The following is a 20,486-nucleotide window of genomic DNA, read 5'->3' on the forward strand; positions in this document are numbered from 1 at the left end:
GACCCGACGGTCAGTGGTTGGGCGGGATCACCCGGAGGTGGCCGCGACGACCCTGCTGGTGCGGCGGCTGGGAGTTCGGCTTGGGGTGGGGGTCCTCGGGAGGACGCGGCGGCGCCGGGCGGGCGGCCTCGCGGACCGCCTCGGCCAGCGCGACCAGGTCGTCGGTCGTGGGCGGCGGCGGCTCGAACTCGCCCTCGTGCCGCACCACGTCCCAGCCGCGCGGGGCCGTCAAGCTGCGGGCGTGCTGCTCACACAGGTCGTACGTATGCGGTTCGGCGAACGCCGCGAGCGGCCCCACCACCGCTGTCGACTCGTTGTAGACATAGGTCAATGTGGCGACCGCTTGCCGGGGGCAGCCGTTACGGGAGCAGCGCCGTGGTGACCTCACGTGCGGCAGGGTATCCCCATTACCGGGTCCGGCGCACCGCTTCGCGTTACGACACGCCCGTCACGGTGATCACAATTCGTCCGATCGGCGCACCGGCGCGCCGGGCGTGCCGCGCGACGGCGGAGCGGCCCTGTCACCGGGCTACCCTGTGCGTCATGACGAGCCCGCAGAACAGCCGCCCCGGCTCGGGCCGGCGCACCCACCGCGACCGGCACGGTCGCGGGCTGCGCGGGCGGCTGGTGCCGGCCACCGTGCCGCTGGCCCGGACCAAGGCCGAGGTCTTCGACGACCTGGTGCTCGACACCGTGGAGACGCTCGAACGCCGGTTCGCCAAGGAGCTGGCCGGGGTGGAGTTCGCCGTCGAGGACGTCCCCCCGGATCTGAACGTCTACGACTCCGACGTACTGGAGGACGGCGAGGTGCCGCTCGCCCGACTGCTGCCGGGTCGTCCCGGCCGGCAGGAGGTGCCGCCGCGCATCGTGCTCTACCGGCGACCGTTGGAGTTCCGCGCGATGGACCGGGAGGACCTCGCGGATCTCGTGCACGACGTGATCATCGAGCAGGTGGCGAACCTGCTCGGGGTCGACCCCGACGAGCTGGCCTGACCGCCGTCCGCGTCGCACCCCGCACACCGCGACCCCACGGACCCGGGCGGCCCCCACCGCCCGGTCCATGTCGGGTCAGGCGGCCACCCGCCGCTTGAGCTTGCGCCGCTCCCGTTCGGAGAGGCCGCCCCAGATCCCGAACCGCTCGTCGTGGCCGAGCGCGTACTCCAGACATTCCGTCTTGACTTCACACCGCGAGCAGATGCGCTTCGCCTCGCGGGTCGAGCCGCCCTTCTCGGGAAAGAACGCCTCCGGGTCGGTCTGCGAGCAGAGCGCCCGCTCCTGCCACTCCGGCGCGTTCCCGAGCAGGTCGGCCACCTCGAGCTGGCCGTCCATCGATTGCCTCCTTGTCGCGCACCGGCGTCATTCGCCGCTGCAACCCCCCACGCGAAAGGCGTGCTTGTCCGTACGGACCCAATTGGTGCGTTCCGCGCGAACAACCCCATTCAAATTACACGCGTGTAATGCGTGCGCCGTCAAGCCAAACTTGATAATGGAGTCGCCCTCCCGACACGTCCGGCGCGACCGCTGCGGCCGTCCGTAGCCTCGCAACCTGCCCTATCGATTCAGACCCCGGGCGAGTAACGCCCTCCCCGGCGAGTTGCCCCAAGTTTTCTGCCGTGGCGCAACACCGGCGGGCCGGCCGGACGCCCCCGTCGGCCGCCGCCCAAGATCACTAATGGTGGGGCAAAGGTTAACGCGCTCGGCGCGGTACCGCCCGTCCATCCACCAACGCCGACCGCGCCCCGTCCAACATGTGGACGGGGCGCGTGGGTCGCTGAGCGTTCGATCAGTCGGTTCGCGGTGGTGAACTGGTCGGCCAGACGAATTCGGTGATCGCCCCGCCGGTGACGGAGATCGCGCCGGCCGGTGTGTCCTCGTCCCACCAGACGGTATAAACGCCCGCCTCCAGGTCCGGGTAGACGGCACTGTGGAACACCCCGTCCAGGACGTGCCGCTCCCGTACCGCCGAGTGGGTACGCGGGCCGTCCCGGTCCGCGCGACTGATCTCGATCTCCCGCCCGTGCAGGTCCCGGCCGGTGTGGATGATCAGTGCGCCGGTGTCGCCGCCGAGGTCGAGCAGCACGGTCCCGCGGTACGACGGGCCGAGGTCGTGGTGCCGGTGCATGCCGCCCATCCCCTCAGGACCGCTTCGCCGGCGGGTTGCCGAACCCGTCGTACGGGGTGCCGAGGAACGGGAAGTCACCGAGGAACGGCGCGGTCACGTCCGTCGCGTCCAGACCCGGCGTGACGGCCGCCGCCGCGGCGTCCGGCTTGAACGTCTTGTCCACGAGCGGCACGGTCAACCCGGCGATCGCGCGCAGCGCGATGGTCACCACGTCGTCGGTGACCCGGCGGCCGTTGGGGAAGCCGGCCAGGTCACCGCCGAGCACCCCGAACCGGTCCGGCCGGGCACTGGGCCGGATCGCCGTGTTCAGCCGCAGCATGTCGGCCTGGGTGTCGCCGGTGGTGTTCGCGAAGCCGTCGACCAGCCCGGCCGGTACGCCGGTGAGCAGCAGCGCCACCAGGTCGGCGCGCGGCTTCTTCGCCTTGTTCAACGCGTCCAGGTTGGGAAAGACACCCGGATAGAGCACCGGCAGCAGCGCGGCCAGCTCGGGCCGCTCGACGAACCCGGCGAACCGCTTGTCCTCCGACGGCGGCAGCGTGTTCCACAGGTCCTTCTTCGACATCGGCACGATCACCTCGTTGAACAACGGGTTACCGAGCCGGGACACCTGGACGAAGGGGCCGGTGGCGGTGTCCGCGGACACCCGGTCGCCGAGCACCCGCACCTGCTGCCGGGACGCGGTGGTCCAGACACCGATCGTCGACGCGCGGTCGGCGTAGCCGTACCGGGCCGCCTTCCGGCGCACCTTGCCCAATGGCACCTGGATCGCGATGCTGTGCACGTTCAGCCGGTCCAACGCGTTGACCGGCTCGCCCTCGGTCTTGAACAGCTTCTTGCCGGCCACGTGGAGCTGCTGGAACGGCCGCAGCGTACCCAGGTCGAACACCGCGCCCAGGTCGACGAAGAACCCGTCGGCGCGCTGGCCGGCGAACACCTTCTCACCGGTGGACAGCTTGAACGTCGCCTGCTTCACCAGGTTCTGGTAGTTCGGCGTGGACAGCGGGCCGACGTTGCACGGCGGGCAGGGCAGCTTGTTCGCCAGCACGTGCTCCCGGCCGTCCGCGAGCCGGGTCAGCTTGTAGAACTGCCGCCGGTTCCAGTTCTTGCTGTCCAGCGACTCGATCGGCCCGGTGTTGTAGAGAAAACTGTTCTGATTCGTGATCTCGGTGGTGAATTCGAAACGATAGGTGACGTCCGGGTAACCGTCGCCGTCGTTGTCGACGTGGATCTCGTACCGGACGTCGTCACCGAACTCGAAGAAGTTGGGGCCGCCGGAGGGAAGCTGCACCGGCACGTAGTTGGCGATCAACGTGACCGTGTCCGGCCGGGTCGGGCTGACGAACGCGTACAGGTCGGAACTGTCGGCGACCGGATCCTTGGCGATCTCCGGGGCCTCGCGGTGAGAGGACATGGCGGACCACACCTTCGTCGGGGAAACGTCTGTCGGACCGGCGCCGGGAGCCCGCGCCGGGAGGAGCGGGGTCAGCGGCGGGCGGCGCGCACCAGCCGGTCGGCCAGGCCACGGTCGCGCACCTGGACCCGGGTCGTGCCGACGAAGACGTCCATCGTGCCGGTGGCGGCGTCGCGCAGGTGGACCACGATCGGCTCGTCGCGGCGGCCCGCGGTCGGGGCGTTCTGCGCGGCGGACAGGCCCGGCACGGTGAGCGCCGCCGCGCCCAGGGTGGCGCTCGCGGCGGCGGTCAGCGTCTGCCGGCGGGTCAGCCGCGGCCAGGGCCGCCGCTTCGGCGCGTCGGTGGTCTCGTCAGTGCTCATCGGCAACCTTTCCGCAACCGGCGCCGCAGCGCCGCGGGGGCCGGGCACCCGGACGCCGCCGGGTCCCCGGGCTGGGGGTCACCGGCGGCGGTCCTCGCCGCAACCGCCGCCGGCATCCACAGGTACGGCGCGGCGCGGCGAAAGGTTCGACGTCAGGCGCGGGCGTGACCGTACGCGGTCGTCCGCTTGCGGAACGGCCGCCCGGCCGCCGTGGCGATCGACCGCAACTGCTCCTCGGTACGGGCCGAACCGTTGCCCGAGCCGGCCATCCGGGAGATGGTCTCCTCCATCAGCGTGCCGCCGAGGTCGTTGCAGCCACCGCGCAGCATCTCCACCGTGCCGGCGTCGCCGAGCTTCACCCAGGAGCACTGGATGTTGTCGATCCGGCCGTGCAGCAGCAGCCGGGCCATCGCGTGCACCACCCGGTTCTCCCGCCAGGTCGGCCCCGGCCGGGCGATGCCGGCCAGGTAGATCGGCGCGTTGGTGTGCACGAACGGCAGCGCCACGAACTCGGTGAACCCGCCGGTACGGTCCTGCACGCCGGCCAGCACCCGCAGGTGGGCCAGCCACTGGCCGGGGTGGTCGACGTGCCCGTACATCATCGTGGAGCTGGACCGGATGCCCAGCTCGTGGGCCGTGCTGACCACCTCGACCCAGGCGGCGGCCGGCAGTTTGCCCTTGGTGAGCACCCAGCGCACGTCGTCGTCGAGGATCTCCGCGGCGGTGCCCGGGATGGTGTCCAGCCCGGCCTCGCGCAGCCGGCCCAGCCACTCCCGCACCGGCACGCCGGCCTTCGCGGCGGCGGTGACGATCTCCATCGGGGAGAACGCGTGCACGTGCATCCCGGGCACCCGCGCCTTGATCGCGCGGACGATGTCGGCGTAGCCGGTGACCGGCATCTTCGGGTCGATGCCACCCTGGAGGCAGACCTCGGTGGCGCCGGCCGTCCACGCCTCCTCGGCCCGGTCCGCCACCTGGTCCAGGGAGAGCCGGAACGCGTCCGCGTCGCTCTCCCGCTGCGCGAACGCGCAGAACCGGCAGCCCACGTAGCAGACGTTCGTGAAGTTGATGTTCCGGTTGACCACGTAGGTCACGTCGTCGCCGACCGCGTCCCGGCGCACGTCGTCCGCGATCCGGCACAACTCGTCCAGCGCCGGCCCGTCCGCGTCGAACAACGCCAGCGCCGCCGCCTCGTGCGCCGGCGTCAGCAGCGCGGCCGGATTCTCCGCCGCCAGCCGCAGGCCGGCGCGCAGGTCGGCGTCCCCGCCGCCGGTCCCGGGCACCGGGCGGGTGACCTTGTTCGCCACCTCGGACCAGTCGCCGTAGACGCTGTCGAAGTCGCCGCGCCGGTCCTCCGTCCGCCCGGTCACGTCGATGGTGACGTGCAGGTCGGTCCGGCCCCCGAACACCTCCTCCGGCTCCTGCCAGGGCCGCCCCACCGGGCGGGCCGCCTCGACCGCCAGCCCGGTCGCCGGGTCGGCGAGCGCGGTGACGTGCGGCAGCAGGCGCGGGTCCAGCCACGGCCCGCCGGCCCGTACGTACTCCGGGTAGACGGTCAACCGCTCGCGCAGCGTGAACCCGGCGCTTGCGGTCCGCGCGGCCAGCTCGTCGAGCTGCGGCCAGGGCCGCTCCGGGTTGACGTGGTCCGGCGTCACCGGGGAGACGCCGCCCCAGTCGTCGATGCCGGCGCGCAGCAGGAGGTCGTACTCGCCGGCGATCAGGTTCGGCGGGGCCTGGATGCGCGCCTTCGGGCCGAGCAGCACCCGGGCCACCGCCACGGTGGCGGCCAGGTCGTGCAGCTCCGCGTCCGGCATGCCGCGCATCGCGGTGTCCGGCTTGGCGCGGAAGTTCTGCACGATCACCTCCTGGAGGTGGCCGTACTCCCGCATCGCGCGACGGATCGCGAACACCGCGTCGACCCGCTCGGCCCGGTGCTCGCCGATGCCGATCAGGATGCCGGTGGTGAACGGCACGCCGACCCGGCCGGCGTCGTCGAGCACCCGTAGCCGCACCGCGGGTTCCTTGTCCGGCGAGCCGAAGTGCGGGCCGCCCGGCTCCGACCAGAGCCGGGTGGCGGTGGTCTCCAGCATCATGCCCATGCTCGGCGCGACCGGCTTGAGCCGCTGCAACTCCGACCAGGACAGCACGCCCGGGTTCAGGTGCGGCAGCAGGCCGGTCTCCTCCAGCACCGCCACCGCACAGGCGCGCAGATAGTCGAGGGTGGAGTCGTAGCCCCGCTCGTCCAGCCACTCGCGGGCCGCCGGCCAGCGCTCCTCCGGCCGGTCGCCGAGCGTGAACAGCGCCTCTTTGCAGCCCTGCGCCGCGCCCTCCCGGGCGATGGCGAGAACCTCGTCGCGCTCCAGGTAGGCGGCGGGCAGCCGGTGCGGCACGGTGGCGAACGTGCAGTAGTGGCAGCGGTCCCGGCAGAGCCGGGTCAGCGGGATGAAGACCTTCTTGGAGTACGTGACCACGCCCGGCCGACCGGCCTCACGCAGCCCGGCGTCGCGGATCTCCCCGGCGACGCGGAGCAGCTCGTCGAGCGCCGCGCCGCGCGCGGTGAGCAGGGCGGCCGCCTCGTCCGCGTCCAACGCCCGGCCGGTGGCGGCGCGGCCCAGCGCCCGCCGGACGCTCGCCTCGGTCGGTTCGAACTCGCTGCGCTCACCCATCGGCCCAGTGTAAGGAGGGGCCCCCGCTTAACGCTTTCGGTAGAGGCGGGGGCCCCGCTTAACATCTGCCGCCAGGCGGAGCGCCGCGGCGGACGGCGGAGGTGGTCCGCCGCCCGCCGACCCGGGTCACCGCGGCTGGTTCGGGTCCTCGCGGTCGAAGCGCTGGGTGCGCTCGTCGTCGACCGGGGACGCCGGCTGGCCCGGCTCGGCGCTCTGGCGCGGGATCGCCTGGGTCGGGTCGGCCGACGGCGGCTGACCGAACGGCGGCGCCGCCGGCGCCGAACCGAACTGCGGAGCACCGGACTGCGCGGCGCCGAACTGCGGGCCACCGAACTGCGGGCCACCGGCCGCCGGGGCATCGAACTGCGGGCCCCCCGCCTGCGGGCCGGCCTGCGGGGCGCCGAACTGCGGGCCGGGCTGCTGGCCGGCGAACGGCGGGGCCGACTGCGGGGCGTGCGGCGGGGCGGTGTTGAACGGCGGCGCCGACTGCGGCTGGCCGTACGGACCGGCCTGCGGCCAACCGGGCTGCGGGGGCGCGCCGGCCGACGGGTAGCCCGCCGGGGCCTGGCCCGGCTGCGGCGGCACCCCGGCCGGCGGGTAGCCGCCCTGGGCGGGGTAGCCGCCGGGCTGACCCGGCTGCTGCGGCCAGCCCGGCTGGGCCTGACCGTAGACGCCGGGCTGCGGCTTGGGCTTCGGCACGTAGTAGAGCGTGCGCCAGATCTTGAACACCACGAAGCCGGCGATCGCGAAGACGGCCAGCCAGGCCACCCGGGTGAGCAGCCCGAGGAACGCATCGAGCACCTCGCCGTCGGCGAGCCGGTTCACCAGCCAGATCAGGAACGTCAGCGCACCGAAGACGGCGGAGACGGCGAACTCGATCAACGCCACCTGGGTGATCAGTTTCGCCTTCGGCAGCACCGGGCGGATGTGCGTGGCGAGCAGCACGGCCAGCAGCGGCAGGACCGTCGACTCCAGCCCGACGAAGGTGAAGTAGGTGCTCCCGGCCCGACCGCCGAACGTGCTGTAGTCGTCGACCGGCACCAGCAGGCGCAGCAGGCCGACGAAGAGCAGCACGGCGTTCGCGCCGAGCAGGACGAGCGCGGCCAGTTCGCGCAGCGGCTTGGTCAGTTGGCTGGCCTGCGCGGCGTCACCGGACGCGGGCTCGGTGGGGCTGGTCACGGACTCCCCCAGGGGACGAAAGCGGACAGTTGGCGACGTGAGCCTAGTCTCTCCGGCCACCGGGCGATCCACGGCGGCACGTGCGGAAGGATGGACGGCATGCGCATCGTGGTACTGACCGGCGGCATCGGGGGCGCCCGGTTCCTGCTCGGCGTCCGGGCGTACGCCCGGGAGACCGGCGCCGACGTGACCGCCGTGGTCAACGTCGGCGACGACCTGCTGCTGCACGGGCTGAAGGTCTGCCCCGACCTGGACAGCGTGCTCTACACGCTGGGCGGCGGCGCCGATCCGGAGCGGGGCTGGGGGCGGGTCGGTGAGACCTGGACGGTGAAGACCGAGCTGGCCGCGTACGGGGCGGAGCCGAGCTGGTTCGGCCTCGGCGACAAGGATCTCGCCACCCATCTGGTGCGCACCTCGATGCTCAACGCCGGCTATCCGCTGTCCCAGGTCACCGAGGCGCTGGCCACCCGCTGGCAGCCCGGCGTACGCCTGCTGCCGGCCACCGACGAACGGCTGGAGACGCACGCCGTCCTCTCCGACGAGCAGGGGCGGCGGGCGGTCCACTTCCAGGAGTGGTGGGTGCGGTACCGGGCCGAGGTGCCGACCGAGCAGTTCGTCTTCGTCGGCGCGGAGGCGGCGAAGCCCGCGCCCGGCGTGGTCGAGGCGATCGCCGCCGCGGACGTGGTGCTGATCGCGCCGAGCAACCCGGTGGTCAGCGTCGCCCCGGTGTTGGCCGTGCCCGGCCTGCGCGACGCGGTGGTCGGCGGTCCGGCCCCGGTGATCGGGGTGTCGCCGATCATCGGCGGCGCGCCGGTACGCGGCATGGCCGACCGCTGCCTGGCCGTGCTCGGCGTGGAGTGCAGCGCGGCCGGGGTGGGCACCCTCTACGGCAGCCGGTCCGGCGGCGGGCTGCTCGACGGCTGGCTGGTCGCCCCGGAGGACGAGGACGCCGTGGTGCCGGGCGTGACCGTCCGCGCGGCACCGCTGCGGATGACCGACGAGGCGGCGACCGCCGCGATGGTGCGCGCCGCGTTGGAGTTGATGTGAGGCTGGAGATCCTGCCGGTGCCGGGCATCGGCCACGTGACCGATGGCGACGACCTGGCGGCGCTGATCGCCGGCGCGGCGCCCTGGCTGCGCGACGGCGACGTGCTGGTGGTCACCAGCAAGATCGTGTCGAAGGCGGAGGGCCGGCTGGTCGACGTGCCCGCCGACGGTCCGGAGCGTCTCGCCGCGCGGGACCGGGTGCTGGCCGCCGAGACCGCCCGGGTGGTCGCCACCCGGGGCGCGACCCGGATCGTGCAGACCCACCACGGCTTCGTGATGGCCTCCGCCGGCATCGACGCGTCCAACGTGGACAAGACCCGCCTGGTGCTGCTGCCGGTGGACCCGGACGCGTCCGCCCGGGCGTTGCGGTCCGCGCTGCGCGAGCGGCACGGTCTGGACGTCGCGGTCGTCGTCAGCGACACCATGGGCCGCCCGTGGCGCAACGGCCTGACCGACGTGGCGCTCGGCGTGGCCGGCATGCCGGCGATCCGCGACCACCGGGGCGAGGTCGACCCGTACGGCAACGAGCTCCAGCTCACCCAGATGGCGGTGGTCGACGAACTGGCCGCCGCCGGTGAGCTGATCAAGGGCAAGTGCGACCAGGTGCCCGTCGCCGTGGTCCGCGGTTACCTCGGCGCGACCCGGGACGACGACGAGGGCGCCCGCGCGCTGGTACGGGACGCCTCGCTGGACCTCTTCTCGCTGGGCACCGCCGAGGCGCACGCCGCCGGCCTCCGGGCGGCGGCCACGCTCCCCGACGGGACCGGCCCGACGCCCCCCGACCCGGCCGCGGTGGACCGGGCGATCGCCGCGGTCGCCGACCTGGTGGCCCCGGGCACCGTGTTCACCCACGTCACCGACGACGAGGTACGCGCCGGGTTCGCCGCCACCGTGCCCGACTGGCCGGCCACCGCCACCGGTCTGCTGCTCGGCGCGGCGCCGACGCCTGTCGACCGGCCGGACCTGGTCCGGTTCGGCGCGGACCTGCAACGCCTGCGCACCGCGCTGGCCGCCGAGGGCATCGGTTCGGTGCTGCTGCCACCGCCGGCGGGCAGCACTGCCAGCGCCACGCTGGCGCTCTGACCGCCTCCGCCCTGGTCAGGCGTCGAGGACGGCGCGGTCAGGCGTCGAGAACGGCGCGGTCAGGCGTCGAGAACGGCGCGGTCAGGCGTCGAGAACGGCGCGGCCCAGCGGGGTCAGCGTGTGCAGCACGGTGTTGCGGTCCCGGTGGCTGACCAGCAGCCCGGCGTTGCGCAGCACGGTGGTGTGCTGGCTGGCCGCGGCGGCGGAGATGCGCAGCCGCCGGGCCATCTCGCCGGTGGTGCAGCCCTCGTCGGCGACCTGGAGCACCGCCGCGCGGGTGCGGCCGAGCAGCGCGGCGAGCGCCTCGCTCTGCCCGGCGCCGTTGCCGGGCGTGAGGCCGCCGAGCCGGTCGACCGGGTAGACCAGCACCGGGGGCAACGTCGGATCGACGAGCGCCACCGGAGTGCGGGAACAGAAGAAGGACGGGACGAGCAGCAGCCCTCGACCGTCCAGGTGCAGCTCCCGGCTGTCCGGGTAGTCGAGCACCTCGAGCACCCCGCCACCCCAGCGCATGGCAGGTCGCAGGCTGGCGAGCAACCCTTCGGCGCCACCGTCGAGCATGGCTCGGGCACGGCGGGCCCGGTCCGCCTCGACGGCGGCCTGGACCCGGGCCCAGTAGGGCGTGACGGCCAGGGACTGGTAGCGCGCCATGGTGTCGGTGAGGTTCTGCAACACCTCGGGTTCGCCCCGGGCGAGCGCGGTCGCCGAGGACGGCAGCGGGGTCTCCGCGGCCAGCATGGTCAGGTCGCGGCGCAGCATGCCGCGCGGGGTGCCGCGGACCGCCTCCAATCCCGCCTCGATGCCGTCCTTGCTGGCGGAGGGCGTGAGGAAGTCGGGGAAGTAGCCACGCGGGGGGTTGAGCGCGAGGAGCAACCGGTAGTGCTCGGCGCTGTTGTCGGCCCGCAGCCCCTGCGCGACGGCGCGCCGCCAGGTGGTCATCATGGGGTCTCGGCCGCGCCCCTGGAGCAGGTGCAGGCTGAGGACCAACTCCCAGAGCGGGTCCGCGGCCGGGGCGACCCGGGTCCGCAGAATGTCCTCACTCGAGAAAATAATCTTCAGCATGGAGAGCGCTCCCGGGTGGACGGCGGAGGTGCCCGCCACCCCTGGCACTTTACCCGCCGGCAGTAATCTCCATCTTTAAGCGTGACGTGAAAGACCTCGACGGTAGGGCGGCCGGTTCGGCAGACTCTCCCTTGCCCGCCGACGCCGGGGCGCATTGTCGACCCGGGCGCCGGCTGACGGGCGTGGCCGGACGGCACCACGAGGGTCTGCGGATTCGTTCCGCAGGGGTGCCGTCCGGCCCTCGCTCATCCGATCCAGAGCGCCACCCGGTGGTCCTCGTCGGTCACGTAATAGCAGCGTCCCGCCTCCTCCGCCAGCCCTTCCACGTGATGGAACGGGGCCAGCTCCGCCACCAGCTCCGCGCCCACCCGGGCGTCGTCCGCGGCGGCGTGGCGGAACCGCACGTGGCGGGACGTCACCTGCCCGCCGTGCGGGTGGTCGTCGAGCAGCACCGAGCCCTTGCCCAGCGCGTCGATCGAGCCGATCACCGCCGCGTAGCCGCCGTCGTCGGTCGGCGTGATCGCGCGGAAGCCGGCCAGCGCGCCGGCCGGCGTCACCCCGGTCAGCGCGTACGCCCCGAGCGCCCGGGGCCAGCTCGGCGCGACCCGGTCGAACATCCCCGCCACCCCGGCCAGTTCCACGTAGATCGGCTCACCGGCGGCGGTCACCGGGAAACGCAGCCCGAGCAGCGCCGTCCCGGCCGGCGTGAACGTCGCCGCCTCCACGTTCAGCGGCAGGTCGTCCTCGGCCAGCCGGCTCACCCAGCCCTTGGCCCGGGCGGTGCCGCGCGCCACGGTCTCCGTCACGAACCGCTGCCGGACCCGCTCGCCCGGCGGCAGCGTGGCCAGCGGCGCGGCGACGAGCGCGTCGTTGATCGCCCGGTGCAGTCGGAACCGGTTGCGCACCACGTGCACGGCGAGCGGGCCGGACACCGCGTCGTCCTCCCGGAACCGGGCCACGAACGCGCGCCGGGGACGCAACGGCCCGGCCTTCGACCCGAAGTGCGAACCGAAGACGTACACCCAGCCGTCGTGGTGGGCGAGCGCCTCGCCGTCCTCGGTGCGGCCGTTCTCCGGGCCCGCGTCGGCGGGCACGTGGTGCGCGACCCACTCGCCGTCGTCGCGTTCCAGCAGCAACGCCAGACACTGCTCGACCGGCCCCTCGTCCAGCACCGTCCAGAAGCCGCGCCGCGCGCCGTACGCCCGCAGCAGCGTCGGCGAACGGACCGGCAGCAGGTCGCTGGCCTCGTTGCCGGCCACCAGGAACTCGACGAGTCGAAGGGTCACCGGGTCAGGGTACGGAGGCCGCGCTCGTACAGTGTCCGGGTGCCCGACACCGATCACACCGCGTACGCCGATCTGCACGCCGACGCCACGACGACGCTGAGCCGCTGGACGGCGACCAGCCCGGCCGCCGCCGCCAACCGGGACCGGACGCTGGCGCTGCTGGCCGCCGGGCCGGTGGCGATGAGCCGCGCGCACCGACCCGGGCACGTCACCGCCAGCGCGTTGGTCCTCGACCCGACCGGCGCTCGGGTGCTGCTCTGCCTGCACGGCAGGTTCCGCAAGTGGGTGCAGCTCGGCGGGCACTGCGAGCCCGGCGACCGGACGCTGGCGGCGGCGGCGCTGCGCGAGGCGACCGAGGAGTCCGGGATCACCGGCCTGACGCTGGACCCGGCACCGATCGACGTGGACGTCCACCCGGTCGCCTGCCAGGGCGGCTCCCTGCACTACGACGTCCGGTACGCCGTGTTCGCCCCGGCCGGCGCGGTCGAACGGGTCAGCGACGAGTCCGAGGCGTTGGGGTGGTTCCCGCCGGACCGGCTGCCGGAACCGCTGGCCGGCGGGACCGCCCAACTGGTGGCGCCGGCGCTCGCGGCGCTGGCCCGTCGCGCCACCGGGTGACGGGACGGGCCGGCGGCGCGGCGGCTCAGATCAGGCCCTCCTCGCCGCGCTCCTTGAGCTGGTCGACGATCTTCTTCACGTCCTGTGCCCGGTCCCGGGGGCAGACCAGCAGCGCGTCCGGGGTGTCCACCACGATCAGGTCACGCACGCCGACGGTGGCGACCAGGCGGCCGGAGTGCGGCACCACCACGGTGCCGGTGGTGTCGTGCAGCAGCACGCCCGGCTTCGCGTCGCCGCCGAGCACCACGTTGCCGGCGGCGTCGGTCGGCAGCACCTCGCTGAGCGTGTGGAAGTCGCCGACGTCGTTCCAGCCGAAGTCGCCGGGCACGGTCGCCACCCGGCCGGCGGTCGCCGCGCCCTCCATCACCGCGTAGTCGACCGAGATCTTCGGCAGCGTCGGCCAGACCGTGCCGAGCACGTCGTCCTGCTCGGGGTTGCCCCAGGCCGCCGCGATCGCGGTGATCCCGGCGTGCAGGGCCGGCTGCTGGCGGGCCAGCTCGGCCAGGAAGACGTCCACCCGCCAGACGAACATGCCGGCGTTCCAGAGGTGCCGGCCGGAACGGAGGTAGCCCTCGGCCACCTCGGCCGCGGGCTTCTCCTTGAACTCGTGCACCGGGCGCAGCGGCCCGTCACCGACCGGGTCACCGGTCTCCAGGTAGCCGTAGCCGGTCTCCGGGCGGGTCGGGGTGATGCCCACCGTCATCAGCAGCCCCTGCTCGGCCCCGCGGATCGCCTGCCGCACCACCTCGGCCCAGCCGGCCGGGTCGGCGATCAGGTGGTCGGCGGCGAACGCGCCCATCACCGCGTCCGGGGCGCGGTCGGCGATCACCGCGGCGGCCAGCGCGATGGCCGCGCAGGAGTCCCGTGGCGACGGCTCGACCAGGATGTTCTCCTCCGGCAGGCCAGCCAGTTGCCGGGCCACCGCCGCGGCGTGCGCGGCCCCGGTGACCACCAGTGTGCGTTCCGGTGTGGTCAGCGGCCCCAACCGGTCCACCGTGGCCTGCAACAGCGAGGCGGAGGTGCCGGTCAGCGGGTGGAGGAACTTGGGATGGCCGGCGCGGGACAACGGCCACAACCTTGTGCCGCTGCCGCCCGCCGGGATGACGGCGTAGAACATCAGCACATCATGCCCGAAGCGGGCGAGCCGCCACGGCGGATGAGGCGGCGCGCCGCCCGCCGGTCAGGCGCGGGCCCGCCGCCAGGCGGCGATGTGCACCTCGGCGCTGGACTCCCAGGTGAACTCCTTGGCCCGGTCGAAGCCGGCCTTGGCCAGCGACAGCCGCCGCTGCTCGTCATCGAGCAGGGCGCCCAGGTCGGCGGCGATCTGATCCGGGTCCTCGCTGGTGTACGCCACCGCGTCGCCGCCCACCTCGGGCAGCGAGAGCCGCGGCGTGGTGAGCACCGGCGCGGCGCACGCCATCGCCTCCAGGATCGGCAGCCCGAAGCCCTCGCCGTACGACGGGTAGGCGGCGACCAGCGCGCCGCCGAGGAAGCCGGGCAGGTCGGCGTAGCGAAGGTAGCCGGGGCGCAGCAGCCGCAGGTGCGACGGGACCTCGGCGACCGCGCGGTCGATGTCGTCGTCGTGCCCCTGGCCGCCGGCCACCACCAGCACCGGCGGGTTCGGCCGGTCGGCCACCGCCCGGGCCCAACCGCGGATCAGGTTGGGCACGTTCTTGCGCGGCTCCTTGGCGCCGAGGAACGCGATGTAGCTGTTGTCGCCCAGCCCCAACCGGGCCCGGACCCGGGCCTTCTCCTCGTCGCCCGGCGCGTGGAAGGCGGCCTGGTCGACACCGTGGTAGGCGACGTCGATGCGGGTCGGGTCGGCGTCCAGCAGCCGGATCAGCTCGTCCCGGGTGGCCTTGCTCGGCACGATCACCCGGGCGGCGCGACGCAGCGAGGTCTTGATCGCGCTGCGGAAGAACGTCCGGCGCGACTTGTCGTAGTGCTCCGGCTCGGTGAAGAACGTCGCGTCGTGCACGGTGACCGTCACCGGACACCCGGCCCTGAGCGGACAGGTGTAGAACGGCGAGTGCAGCACCTCCGCGCCGACCTGCTGGGCCAGCAGCGGCAGGCCGGTCTGCTCCCAGGCGAGCCGCGCCGGCCGGTGCGCCACCGCCGCCGGCGCCGGGACGATCTCGGCCCCGGGCAGCATCCGGGTGTAGCGCTCCAGGTCGGTGCGGAGACTCACCACCGCCAGGTCGACGCCGTCGCCGCAGACCCGGCCGAGCGCGCCGAGCAGGCCGTCGACGTATCGACCGACGCCGCCGCGATCGGCGGGGACACTCGTGGCGTCGATGAGAACGCGGGGCGGGCGACCGGCGGTCACGGGGCGACTCCTCAGGTGGCGCGGTTGTGGGGAAGAACACTGTCGGCAAGCCTACGCCGCGCGGGCCGTCCGACGCTGACTGCGACCCGACGGTACGCCGACTTGTCGTCGTCATCGAGTACGCGGTCCGGGCGCGTATCGTTCGCTCCGATGGCCGACAACATTGCCCGGGTCTTCGCCGACGCGATCGCGTCCGACCCCACCCGACCGCTGCTGACCTGGTACGACGATGCCACCGGCGAGCGCACCGAGCTTTCCGGCGCGACGCTGGCGAACTGGGTGGCCAAGACCGCCAACCTGCTCGTGGACGAGGTCGGCACCGCACCGGACGAGATGGCCGGCGTGTTGCTGCCACCGCACTGGCAGACCGCCGCGGTGCTGCTCGGCTGCTGGTCGGCGTCGTTGACAGTGGTCGACGCGCCGGGTCCGGTGGAGGTGCTGTTCACCGCCGTCGACCGGGTCGACGAGGCGGCCCGCTGGCCGGCCGGCGAGCGTTACGCGCTGGCGCTGGACCCGTTCGCGCTGCCGATGCGGCAGGTGCCGGCCGGCTGCACCGACTTCGTCAGCGCGGTCCGCACGCACGGCGACCACTTCACGCCGTACCCCTCGGGTGGCGCGGGGGACGCGGCGCTGCTGGCCCGCGCGGCGGCCCGCGCCACGGAGCTGGGCCTCACCCCCGGCGACCGCCTGCTGGTCGACGTGACCCGGCATCCCGACCCGGTCGACTGGCTGCTGGCCCCGCTGACGGCAGGCGCCAGCGTGGTCGCCTGCGCCCACCCCACCCCGACCCGCCTGCCGTCCCGCGCCGAGACGGAACGAACCACCCACACCCTTCCCTGACCTCGCTGATCTTGCAGTTTCCGCCCTCGATCCGTGGCGTTCGTCCCTTTCGTCGGGGCGGAACGTGCAAGATCAACGAGGGTGGGGGTCAGGCCGGGGTGGCGCGGCGTTGAGCCAGGGCGGCGAAGGCCGTCAGGGACTCGGGGTTGACCAGGGCGCCCTTGGCCGCCGCCGAGTCGACCGGGGTGCCGGTCAGGATCTTCTTGACCGGGACCTCGAGCTTCTTCGCGCTCAGCGTGCGCGGGACCGCGCGGACCTGGTGGATCTCGTCGGGCACGTGGCGCGGCGACAGGGCGGTCCGCAGCTCGCGGCAGATCTTCTTCCGCATCGCGTCGTCCAGCTCCAGGCCGTCCGCGAGCACCACGAACAGCAGCAGCTCCCCCGCGCCGCCCTCGTCGTCCTCCAGGTGCACCACCACCGAGTCGACCACCTCGTCGAGCCCCTCCACCACGGAGTAGAACTCGGCCGTGCCGAGGCGCACGCCGCCCCGGTTCAGGGTGGCGTCGGAGCGGCCGGTGATGACGCAGCCGCCGCGCTCGTTCACCGTGATCCAGTCGCCGTGCCGCCACACCCCCGGATAGACCTCGAAGTACGCCTCCCGGTAGCGGGCCCCGTCCGGGTCGTTCCAGAACCCGACCGGCATGCTCGGCATCGGCTCGGTGATCACCAGCTCGCCGAGCTGGCCGACCACCGCCGAGCCGTCGGCGGCCCGGGCCTCCACCTTCGCGCCGAGCGCCCGGCAGGCGATCTCACCGGCGTGCACCGGCAGCAGCGGCACGCCGCCGACGAACCCGGTGCAGACGTCCGTGCCGCCGGAGAGCGACTGGAGCTGGAGGCGGTCGCTGACGTTCTCGTACACCCAGGTGAAGCCCTCGGCGGGCAGCGGCGCGCCGGTCGAGCCGAGGCCGCGCAGCGCGGACAGGTCGGCGATCTCCCGCGGCACCAGCCCGGCCTTGCGGGAGGCCAGCAGGAACGGGGCCGAGGTGCCGAAGTAGGTGGTGCCGGTCTCCGCCGCCAGCCGCCACAGCGCGCCCAGGTCCGGATGGCCCGGGTTGCCGTCGAACAACACGATCGCCGCGCCCACCGCCGGCCCGGAGACCAGGAAGTTCCACATCATCCAGCCGGTGGTGGTGAACCAGAAGAACCGGTCGGACGGGCCCAGGTCGTGGTGCAACGCCAGCATCTTCAGGTGTTCCAGCAGGATGCCGCCGTGGCCGTGCACGATCGGCTTCGGCAGGCCGGTGGTGCCGGAGGAGTACAGCACGTAGAGCGGGTGGTCGAAGGCGACCGGGGTGAAGGACAGCGGCTCGTCGGTCTCCGCCGCCAGCTCCGCCCAGGTGATCGCGCCGTCCGGGGCCGGGCCGGCCGGATCGAGGTACCCGACGGCGACGGTGTGCCGCAGCGACGGCAGCGCGGCCCGGATCGCGGCCACCTCGGCGCGCCTGTCGATCGGCTTGTCGCCGTACCGGTAGCCGTCCACCGCGACCAGCACCGTGGGCTCGATCTGCTGCCAGCGGTCGGTGACGCTGCGGGTGCCGAACTCCGGCGCGCAGGAGGAGAAGATCGCCCCCAGGCTGGCGGTGGCGAGCAGCAGGACGTACGTCTCCGGGATGTTCGGCGCGTACGTGGCCACCCGGTCGCCGGGGCCGACGCCGAGCCGGCGCAGGCCGGCGGCCACCCGGCGGACCCGCTCGCGCAACTGCGCCGCGGTCAGCGTCTCCGGGGCGCGGGTCTGCCCGTGCGCGATCACCGCCGGGGCGTCGTCGCCGAGCCCCGGCATGCGCAGCACGTTCTCCGCGTAGTTGAGCGTCGCGCCGGGGAACCAGCGGGCGCCGGGCATAGCCCGCTCGGCGAGCGTGGCGGTCGGCGGGGTGTGCGCGACGACGTCGAAGTAGTCCCAGATCGAGGACCAGAACCCGGTCAGCTCGGTCACCGACCACTGCCACAGCGCGTCGTAGTCGGCGAACTCCAGCCCGCGGTGCTCGGCCAGCCAGCGCAGGTAGTCACCGATCCGGGACCGCTCGCGCACGTCGGCCGGGGGCGTCCACAGCACGTCAGACACGTTCCACCCTCCCCTGGGGCCCGGCACGACACTGTGCATGGGCCGTGGCGCCATCTTGCCCTACCTCGTACCGCCATTCTCCGCACCCGGTGCCACCCACGGGGCGTGCCCACCCCACACCCCACACCCCGCCCCCATGTGGGCCCCGCGCAAGGAGGGGCCCCTTCTTAACGGATTCTGCATAGGAAGGGCCCCCGCTTAACACCTCTCCGCGCCTCAGGTGGCGCGGTGGGCCTGGATGGCGCGACGGCGGGCCAAGCGGTGGGCGCGCCGGATCTCCGCTTCCCGGAAGCGGCGCTCGTCGTCGGGCGTCTCGGGCAGCACCGGGCGGACCGGACGGGGCGCGCCGCCGACGTCCACCCCCACGAAGACCAGGTACGCGGTGGCGACCCGGACCGGCTCGTCCTCGGCCGAGTCCCAGCGTTCGGCGACCACCCGCACCCCCACCTCCATCGAGGTGCTGCCGGTCCAGTTGACCTGGGCGTGGGCGTGCACGAGGTCACCCACCCGGACCGGCTCGGAGAAGACGATCTCGTCGATGGAGGCGGTGACCGCGGTGCCGCCGCTGTGCCGGGCCGCCGCCGCGCCGGCCACGTCGTCGACGAACTTCATCAGTACCCCACCGTGCACGGTCCCGTACAGATTGACATCGACGGCGGTCATGATGCGACTCAGCGTGACGCGGGAGTACGAGGTCGGCTTACCCGACGGGACCGCGGGATGATCTGTCATGCCGGAAACGGTACGGTGCGCGGATGCGACATCTCTGGAGCTTCCTCGCCGGGTTGGTGGTGGCACCCGTCACCTGGGTGCTCGTCACCCTCGGTCAGGACGGATCTGGGCGGACCGTCAACCGCTGGGTGGAGATCGGTACGTACAGCACCCCCAACCTGATCGAACCGGCCGTCTACCTGGGCGTCGCCGGCATCCTGCTCGGCCTGCTCGGCACGCTGCGTTTCTCGCCGCTCGGCCCGCTCGTGGCGGGGCTGCTGCTCGCGGCCCCGTACGTGGGGCTGTTCGTCGCGCCCTTCACCGTGCGGGACCGGATCCCCGGCGACCTGAGGCTGCTCGGCGACCCGCTGCCGCTGCGCCAGCCGCTGGACAACGGCACGCTGTTCCTCATCGGCCTGCTGCTGCTGATGGCCGTGTTCAGCGGTGGACGCTGGCGTCGCCGGCCCGCGCCGGAGGGAGCCGGGGCGGAGCTGACCCCGGCCGGCCCTCCGGCCGAGCCCGAGCCCGCGCTCACCGGCTGGTCCGCGCCGGGCCCGGCGAAGGACCCGGACACCGCCCCGCTCACGCTGGCCTATCCCGAGTCCCCCACCGAACCCCTGCCGCGCCGCACCGGCGGCGAGTCGCCCTGGTCGGCGCCACCGCGCGCCGGGAACCGCCCGGACAGCCCCGACGACTTCCGCTGACCACCCCGGGTGGGCCGCCGGTCCCCGGTCGGCCCACCCCCGCCGGGGTCGGCGACGCATCGGCCGAGTCGGATCTCGGACCCCGACCGCGGTACCCACGAACGAGTGACTGTCACTACAGTCAGCCGTTATGCCGATGCCTTCCGTCAGGACGCGACGGGCCGTCGGCGTGGCCACCGTCGTCCTGGCGTCGGCGCTCCTGGTCACCGGCGTCCGCCTGGCCACCCGGGGTGAGCCCCCGGTCGACGACGCCACCCGGGTCTGGTGCCTGTCGGCGGGCCACCGTCCGGGCCTGGTGGACGCCGCCCGCGCGCTCGGCCTCGCCACGCCCGGCCCGGCCGAGGGGCAACTGAGCTGGTCCGGCCGCCAGGGCAGCCCGGAGCAGTGGCAGGCCGACCGGCGGGCCGACTTCGACCGCACCTGCCGGGCACTGACGGCCGCCGCCCGGCTGGACCGGGCCGGCGGCGGCACGCCGCCGTCGCCCTGGGCCACCCTCCTCCCGTCGATCCTGCTGGCCGCCGCCAGTGCCGCGCTGGCCGGCTGGTTCAGCCGCCGGTCGGCCACCGCCGGCACCCGGCGGGCGGAGGCGGACGCGCTGCGCGCGGCGACCCGGGAGTACGCGCTGGCCGTCGAGTCCCTGTTGTCGCACGTGGAACGGGTCACCCCGGGCCCGTTCCCGGGGGTGGACGACCTCCGGACCCGACGCCGGGAGCTGGCCAGCCGACTGCACACGGTGACCGGCGCGCATCCGCGTTGGCGACTGGCCCGCCGGCTGGGTGACACGCTCGACTCGTCCGCGGGCCCGCTGCACGACGTGCCGCGCGGTGGCACGGCGGACGATCCCCGGCGCGCCGAGTGGGTGCGCGGGCAACGCACGGAACTGAGCCGGCTGGAGGCGCAGGTGGAGCAGGTGGCCCAGGCGGTGGAGAATCCCGGGCTGATCCCGGGCCGCACCCCGGCGGGCGTACGGTGAACCCCCGGCCGCCCGACGCGCCGCCACCGGCGCCG

The 20,486-nt window shown here is 73.9% G+C and carries 20 protein-coding genes; 7 read left to right on the forward strand and 13 right to left on the reverse strand.

The annotated features are described in order from the left end of the window. Positions 1–10: 10 nt before the first annotated feature. Positions 11–388, reverse strand: coding sequence for a DUF3499 domain-containing protein (locus tag C8054_RS16915; RefSeq protein WP_107157757.1), 378 nt, complete (start codon positions 386–388; stop codon positions 11–13). 155 nt (positions 389–543) lie between these two features. Here C8054_RS16915 and C8054_RS16920 point away from each other — a divergent pair, with 155 nt between their 5' ends. After that, complete coding sequence (locus C8054_RS16920; protein ID WP_107157758.1) at positions 544–993, forward strand: metallopeptidase family protein; 450 nt, start codon at positions 544–546, stop codon at positions 991–993. A gap of 75 nt (positions 994–1,068) precedes the next feature. Here the strand turns inward: C8054_RS16920 and C8054_RS16925 are convergent, their stop codons facing one another. From C8054_RS16925 to C8054_RS16950, 6 genes are all read right to left on the reverse strand, one after another. After that, the gene (locus tag C8054_RS16925) at positions 1,069–1,329 is read right to left on the reverse strand and encodes a WhiB family transcriptional regulator (protein WP_013284161.1); all 261 of its coding nucleotides are present in this window, start codon (positions 1,327–1,329) and stop codon (positions 1,069–1,071) included. A 454-nt stretch (positions 1,330–1,783) separates the two neighbouring features. Then, a complete protein-coding gene (locus tag C8054_RS16930; protein WP_107157796.1) occupies positions 1,784–2,122 on the reverse strand; it encodes a phospholipase in 339 nt (112 codons plus the stop codon). 13 nt (positions 2,123–2,135) lie between these two features. Beyond that, positions 2,136–3,533: a DUF4331 domain-containing protein gene (locus C8054_RS16935; RefSeq protein ID WP_107157759.1), complete on the reverse strand. Its 1,398-nt coding sequence runs from the start codon at positions 3,531–3,533 to the stop codon at positions 2,136–2,138. Between the two features lie 71 nt (positions 3,534–3,604). Beyond that, positions 3,605–3,895, reverse strand: a complete 291-nt coding sequence (locus C8054_RS16940) for a hypothetical protein (protein ID WP_107157760.1) — start codon at positions 3,893–3,895, stop codon at positions 3,605–3,607. 152 nt (positions 3,896–4,047) lie between these two features. Further along, the gene (locus C8054_RS16945) at positions 4,048–6,561 is read right to left on the reverse strand and encodes a bifunctional FO biosynthesis protein CofGH (protein WP_107157761.1); all 2,514 of its coding nucleotides are present in this window, start codon (positions 6,559–6,561) and stop codon (positions 4,048–4,050) included. 126 nt (positions 6,562–6,687) lie between these two features. Further along, complete coding sequence (locus C8054_RS16950) at positions 6,688–7,740, reverse strand: hypothetical protein (protein WP_107157762.1); 1,053 nt, start codon at positions 7,738–7,740, stop codon at positions 6,688–6,690. Between the two features lie 99 nt (positions 7,741–7,839). Here C8054_RS16950 and cofD point away from each other — a divergent pair, with 99 nt between their 5' ends. Next, the gene (gene cofD / locus C8054_RS16955) at positions 7,840–8,787 is read left to right on the forward strand and encodes a 2-phospho-L-lactate transferase (RefSeq protein WP_107157763.1); all 948 of its coding nucleotides are present in this window, start codon (positions 7,840–7,842) and stop codon (positions 8,785–8,787) included. Beyond that, positions 8,784–9,869: a coenzyme F420-0:L-glutamate ligase gene (locus tag C8054_RS16960; protein ID WP_107157764.1), complete on the forward strand. Its 1,086-nt coding sequence runs from the start codon at positions 8,784–8,786 to the stop codon at positions 9,867–9,869. Before cofD ends, C8054_RS16960 begins: the two co-directional genes overlap by 4 nt. A gap of 81 nt (positions 9,870–9,950) precedes the next feature. Here C8054_RS16960 and C8054_RS16965 read toward each other — a convergent pair whose 3' ends face one another. Continuing rightward, positions 9,951–10,970, reverse strand: coding sequence for a helix-turn-helix transcriptional regulator (locus C8054_RS16965; protein WP_233219680.1), 1,020 nt, complete (start codon positions 10,968–10,970; stop codon positions 9,951–9,953). A 206-nt stretch (positions 10,971–11,176) separates the two neighbouring features. Then, entirely contained in the window at positions 11,177–12,217 is a 1,041-nt protein-coding gene (locus C8054_RS16970) for a hypothetical protein (RefSeq protein ID WP_107157765.1), read from the reverse strand. A 72-nt stretch (positions 12,218–12,289) separates the two neighbouring features. Between C8054_RS16970 and C8054_RS16975 the strand changes: the two genes are divergently transcribed. Continuing rightward, on the forward strand, positions 12,290–12,835 hold the full coding sequence (locus C8054_RS16975) for an NUDIX hydrolase (RefSeq protein ID WP_233219683.1): 546 nt from the start codon (positions 12,290–12,292) through the stop codon (positions 12,833–12,835). 25 nt (positions 12,836–12,860) lie between these two features. Here the strand turns inward: C8054_RS16975 and C8054_RS16980 are convergent, their stop codons facing one another. Beyond that, entirely contained in the window at positions 12,861–13,952 is a 1,092-nt protein-coding gene (locus C8054_RS16980) for a mannose-1-phosphate guanylyltransferase (RefSeq protein WP_107157767.1), read from the reverse strand. A gap of 63 nt (positions 13,953–14,015) precedes the next feature. Continuing rightward, on the reverse strand, positions 14,016–15,161 hold the full coding sequence (locus C8054_RS16985; protein WP_107157768.1) for a glycosyltransferase family 1 protein: 1,146 nt from the start codon (positions 15,159–15,161) through the stop codon (positions 14,016–14,018). Between the two features lie 150 nt (positions 15,162–15,311). Here C8054_RS16985 and C8054_RS16990 point away from each other — a divergent pair, with 150 nt between their 5' ends. Beyond that, entirely contained in the window at positions 15,312–16,001 is a 690-nt protein-coding gene (locus tag C8054_RS16990; protein WP_107157769.1) for a TIGR03089 family protein, read from the forward strand. Positions 16,002–16,089: 88 nt separating this feature from the next. On the opposite strand, the gene C8054_RS16995 is transcribed toward C8054_RS16990, so the two are convergent. Then, positions 16,090–18,063 carry an acetoacetate--CoA ligase gene (locus tag C8054_RS16995; protein WP_107157770.1) on the reverse strand — a complete coding sequence of 658 codons (1,974 nt, stop codon included), beginning with the start codon at positions 18,061–18,063 and terminating at the stop codon, positions 16,090–16,092. A 216-nt stretch (positions 18,064–18,279) separates the two neighbouring features. After that, positions 18,280–18,795, reverse strand: coding sequence for an acyl-CoA thioesterase (locus C8054_RS17000; protein ID WP_107157771.1), 516 nt, complete (start codon positions 18,793–18,795; stop codon positions 18,280–18,282). Positions 18,796–18,818: 23 nt separating this feature from the next. On the opposite strand from C8054_RS17000, the gene C8054_RS17005 reads away from it, so the two are divergent. Continuing rightward, entirely contained in the window at positions 18,819–19,478 is a 660-nt protein-coding gene (locus C8054_RS17005) for a hypothetical protein (protein WP_107157772.1), read from the forward strand. 136 nt (positions 19,479–19,614) lie between these two features. Then, positions 19,615–20,451, forward strand: a complete 837-nt coding sequence (locus C8054_RS17010) for a hypothetical protein (protein WP_146179930.1) — start codon at positions 19,615–19,617, stop codon at positions 20,449–20,451. The last annotated feature ends 35 nt before the right edge of the window (positions 20,452–20,486 follow it).

Source organism: Micromonospora sp. RP3T (genome assembly GCF_003027925.1).
Taxonomy (GTDB): domain Bacteria; phylum Actinomycetota; class Actinomycetes; order Mycobacteriales; family Micromonosporaceae; genus Micromonospora.

Excerpts from the sequence above, each read along its gene's own strand:
- C8054_RS16925 (WP_013284161.1), bottom strand. The coding sequence starts at position 1,329 with ATGGACGGCCAGCTCGAGGTGGCCGACCTGCTCGGGAACGCGCCGGAG.
- cofD (WP_107157763.1), top strand. The coding sequence starts at position 7,840 with ATGCGCATCGTGGTACTGACCGGCGGCATCGGGGGCGCCCGGTTCCTG.
- C8054_RS16935 (WP_107157759.1), bottom strand. The coding sequence starts at position 3,533 with ATGTCCTCTCACCGCGAGGCCCCGGAGATCGCCAAGGATCCGGTCGCC.
- C8054_RS17000 (WP_107157771.1), bottom strand. The coding sequence starts at position 18,795 with ATGACAGATCATCCCGCGGTCCCGTCGGGTAAGCCGACCTCGTACTCC.
- C8054_RS16945 (WP_107157761.1), bottom strand. The coding sequence starts at position 6,561 with ATGGGTGAGCGCAGCGAGTTCGAACCGACCGAGGCGAGCGTCCGGCGG.
- C8054_RS17005 (WP_107157772.1), top strand. The coding sequence starts at position 18,819 with ATGCGACATCTCTGGAGCTTCCTCGCCGGGTTGGTGGTGGCACCCGTC.
- C8054_RS16920 (WP_107157758.1), top strand. The coding sequence starts at position 544 with ATGACGAGCCCGCAGAACAGCCGCCCCGGCTCGGGCCGGCGCACCCAC.
- C8054_RS17010 (WP_146179930.1), top strand. The coding sequence starts at position 19,615 with ATGCCTTCCGTCAGGACGCGACGGGCCGTCGGCGTGGCCACCGTCGTC.
- C8054_RS16990 (WP_107157769.1), top strand. The coding sequence starts at position 15,312 with ATGGCCGACAACATTGCCCGGGTCTTCGCCGACGCGATCGCGTCCGAC.
- C8054_RS16980 (WP_107157767.1), bottom strand. The coding sequence starts at position 13,952 with ATGTTCTACGCCGTCATCCCGGCGGGCGGCAGCGGCACAAGGTTGTGG.
- C8054_RS16940 (WP_107157760.1), bottom strand. The coding sequence starts at position 3,895 with ATGAGCACTGACGAGACCACCGACGCGCCGAAGCGGCGGCCCTGGCCG.
- C8054_RS16930 (WP_107157796.1), bottom strand. The coding sequence starts at position 2,122 with ATGCACCGGCACCACGACCTCGGCCCGTCGTACCGCGGGACCGTGCTG.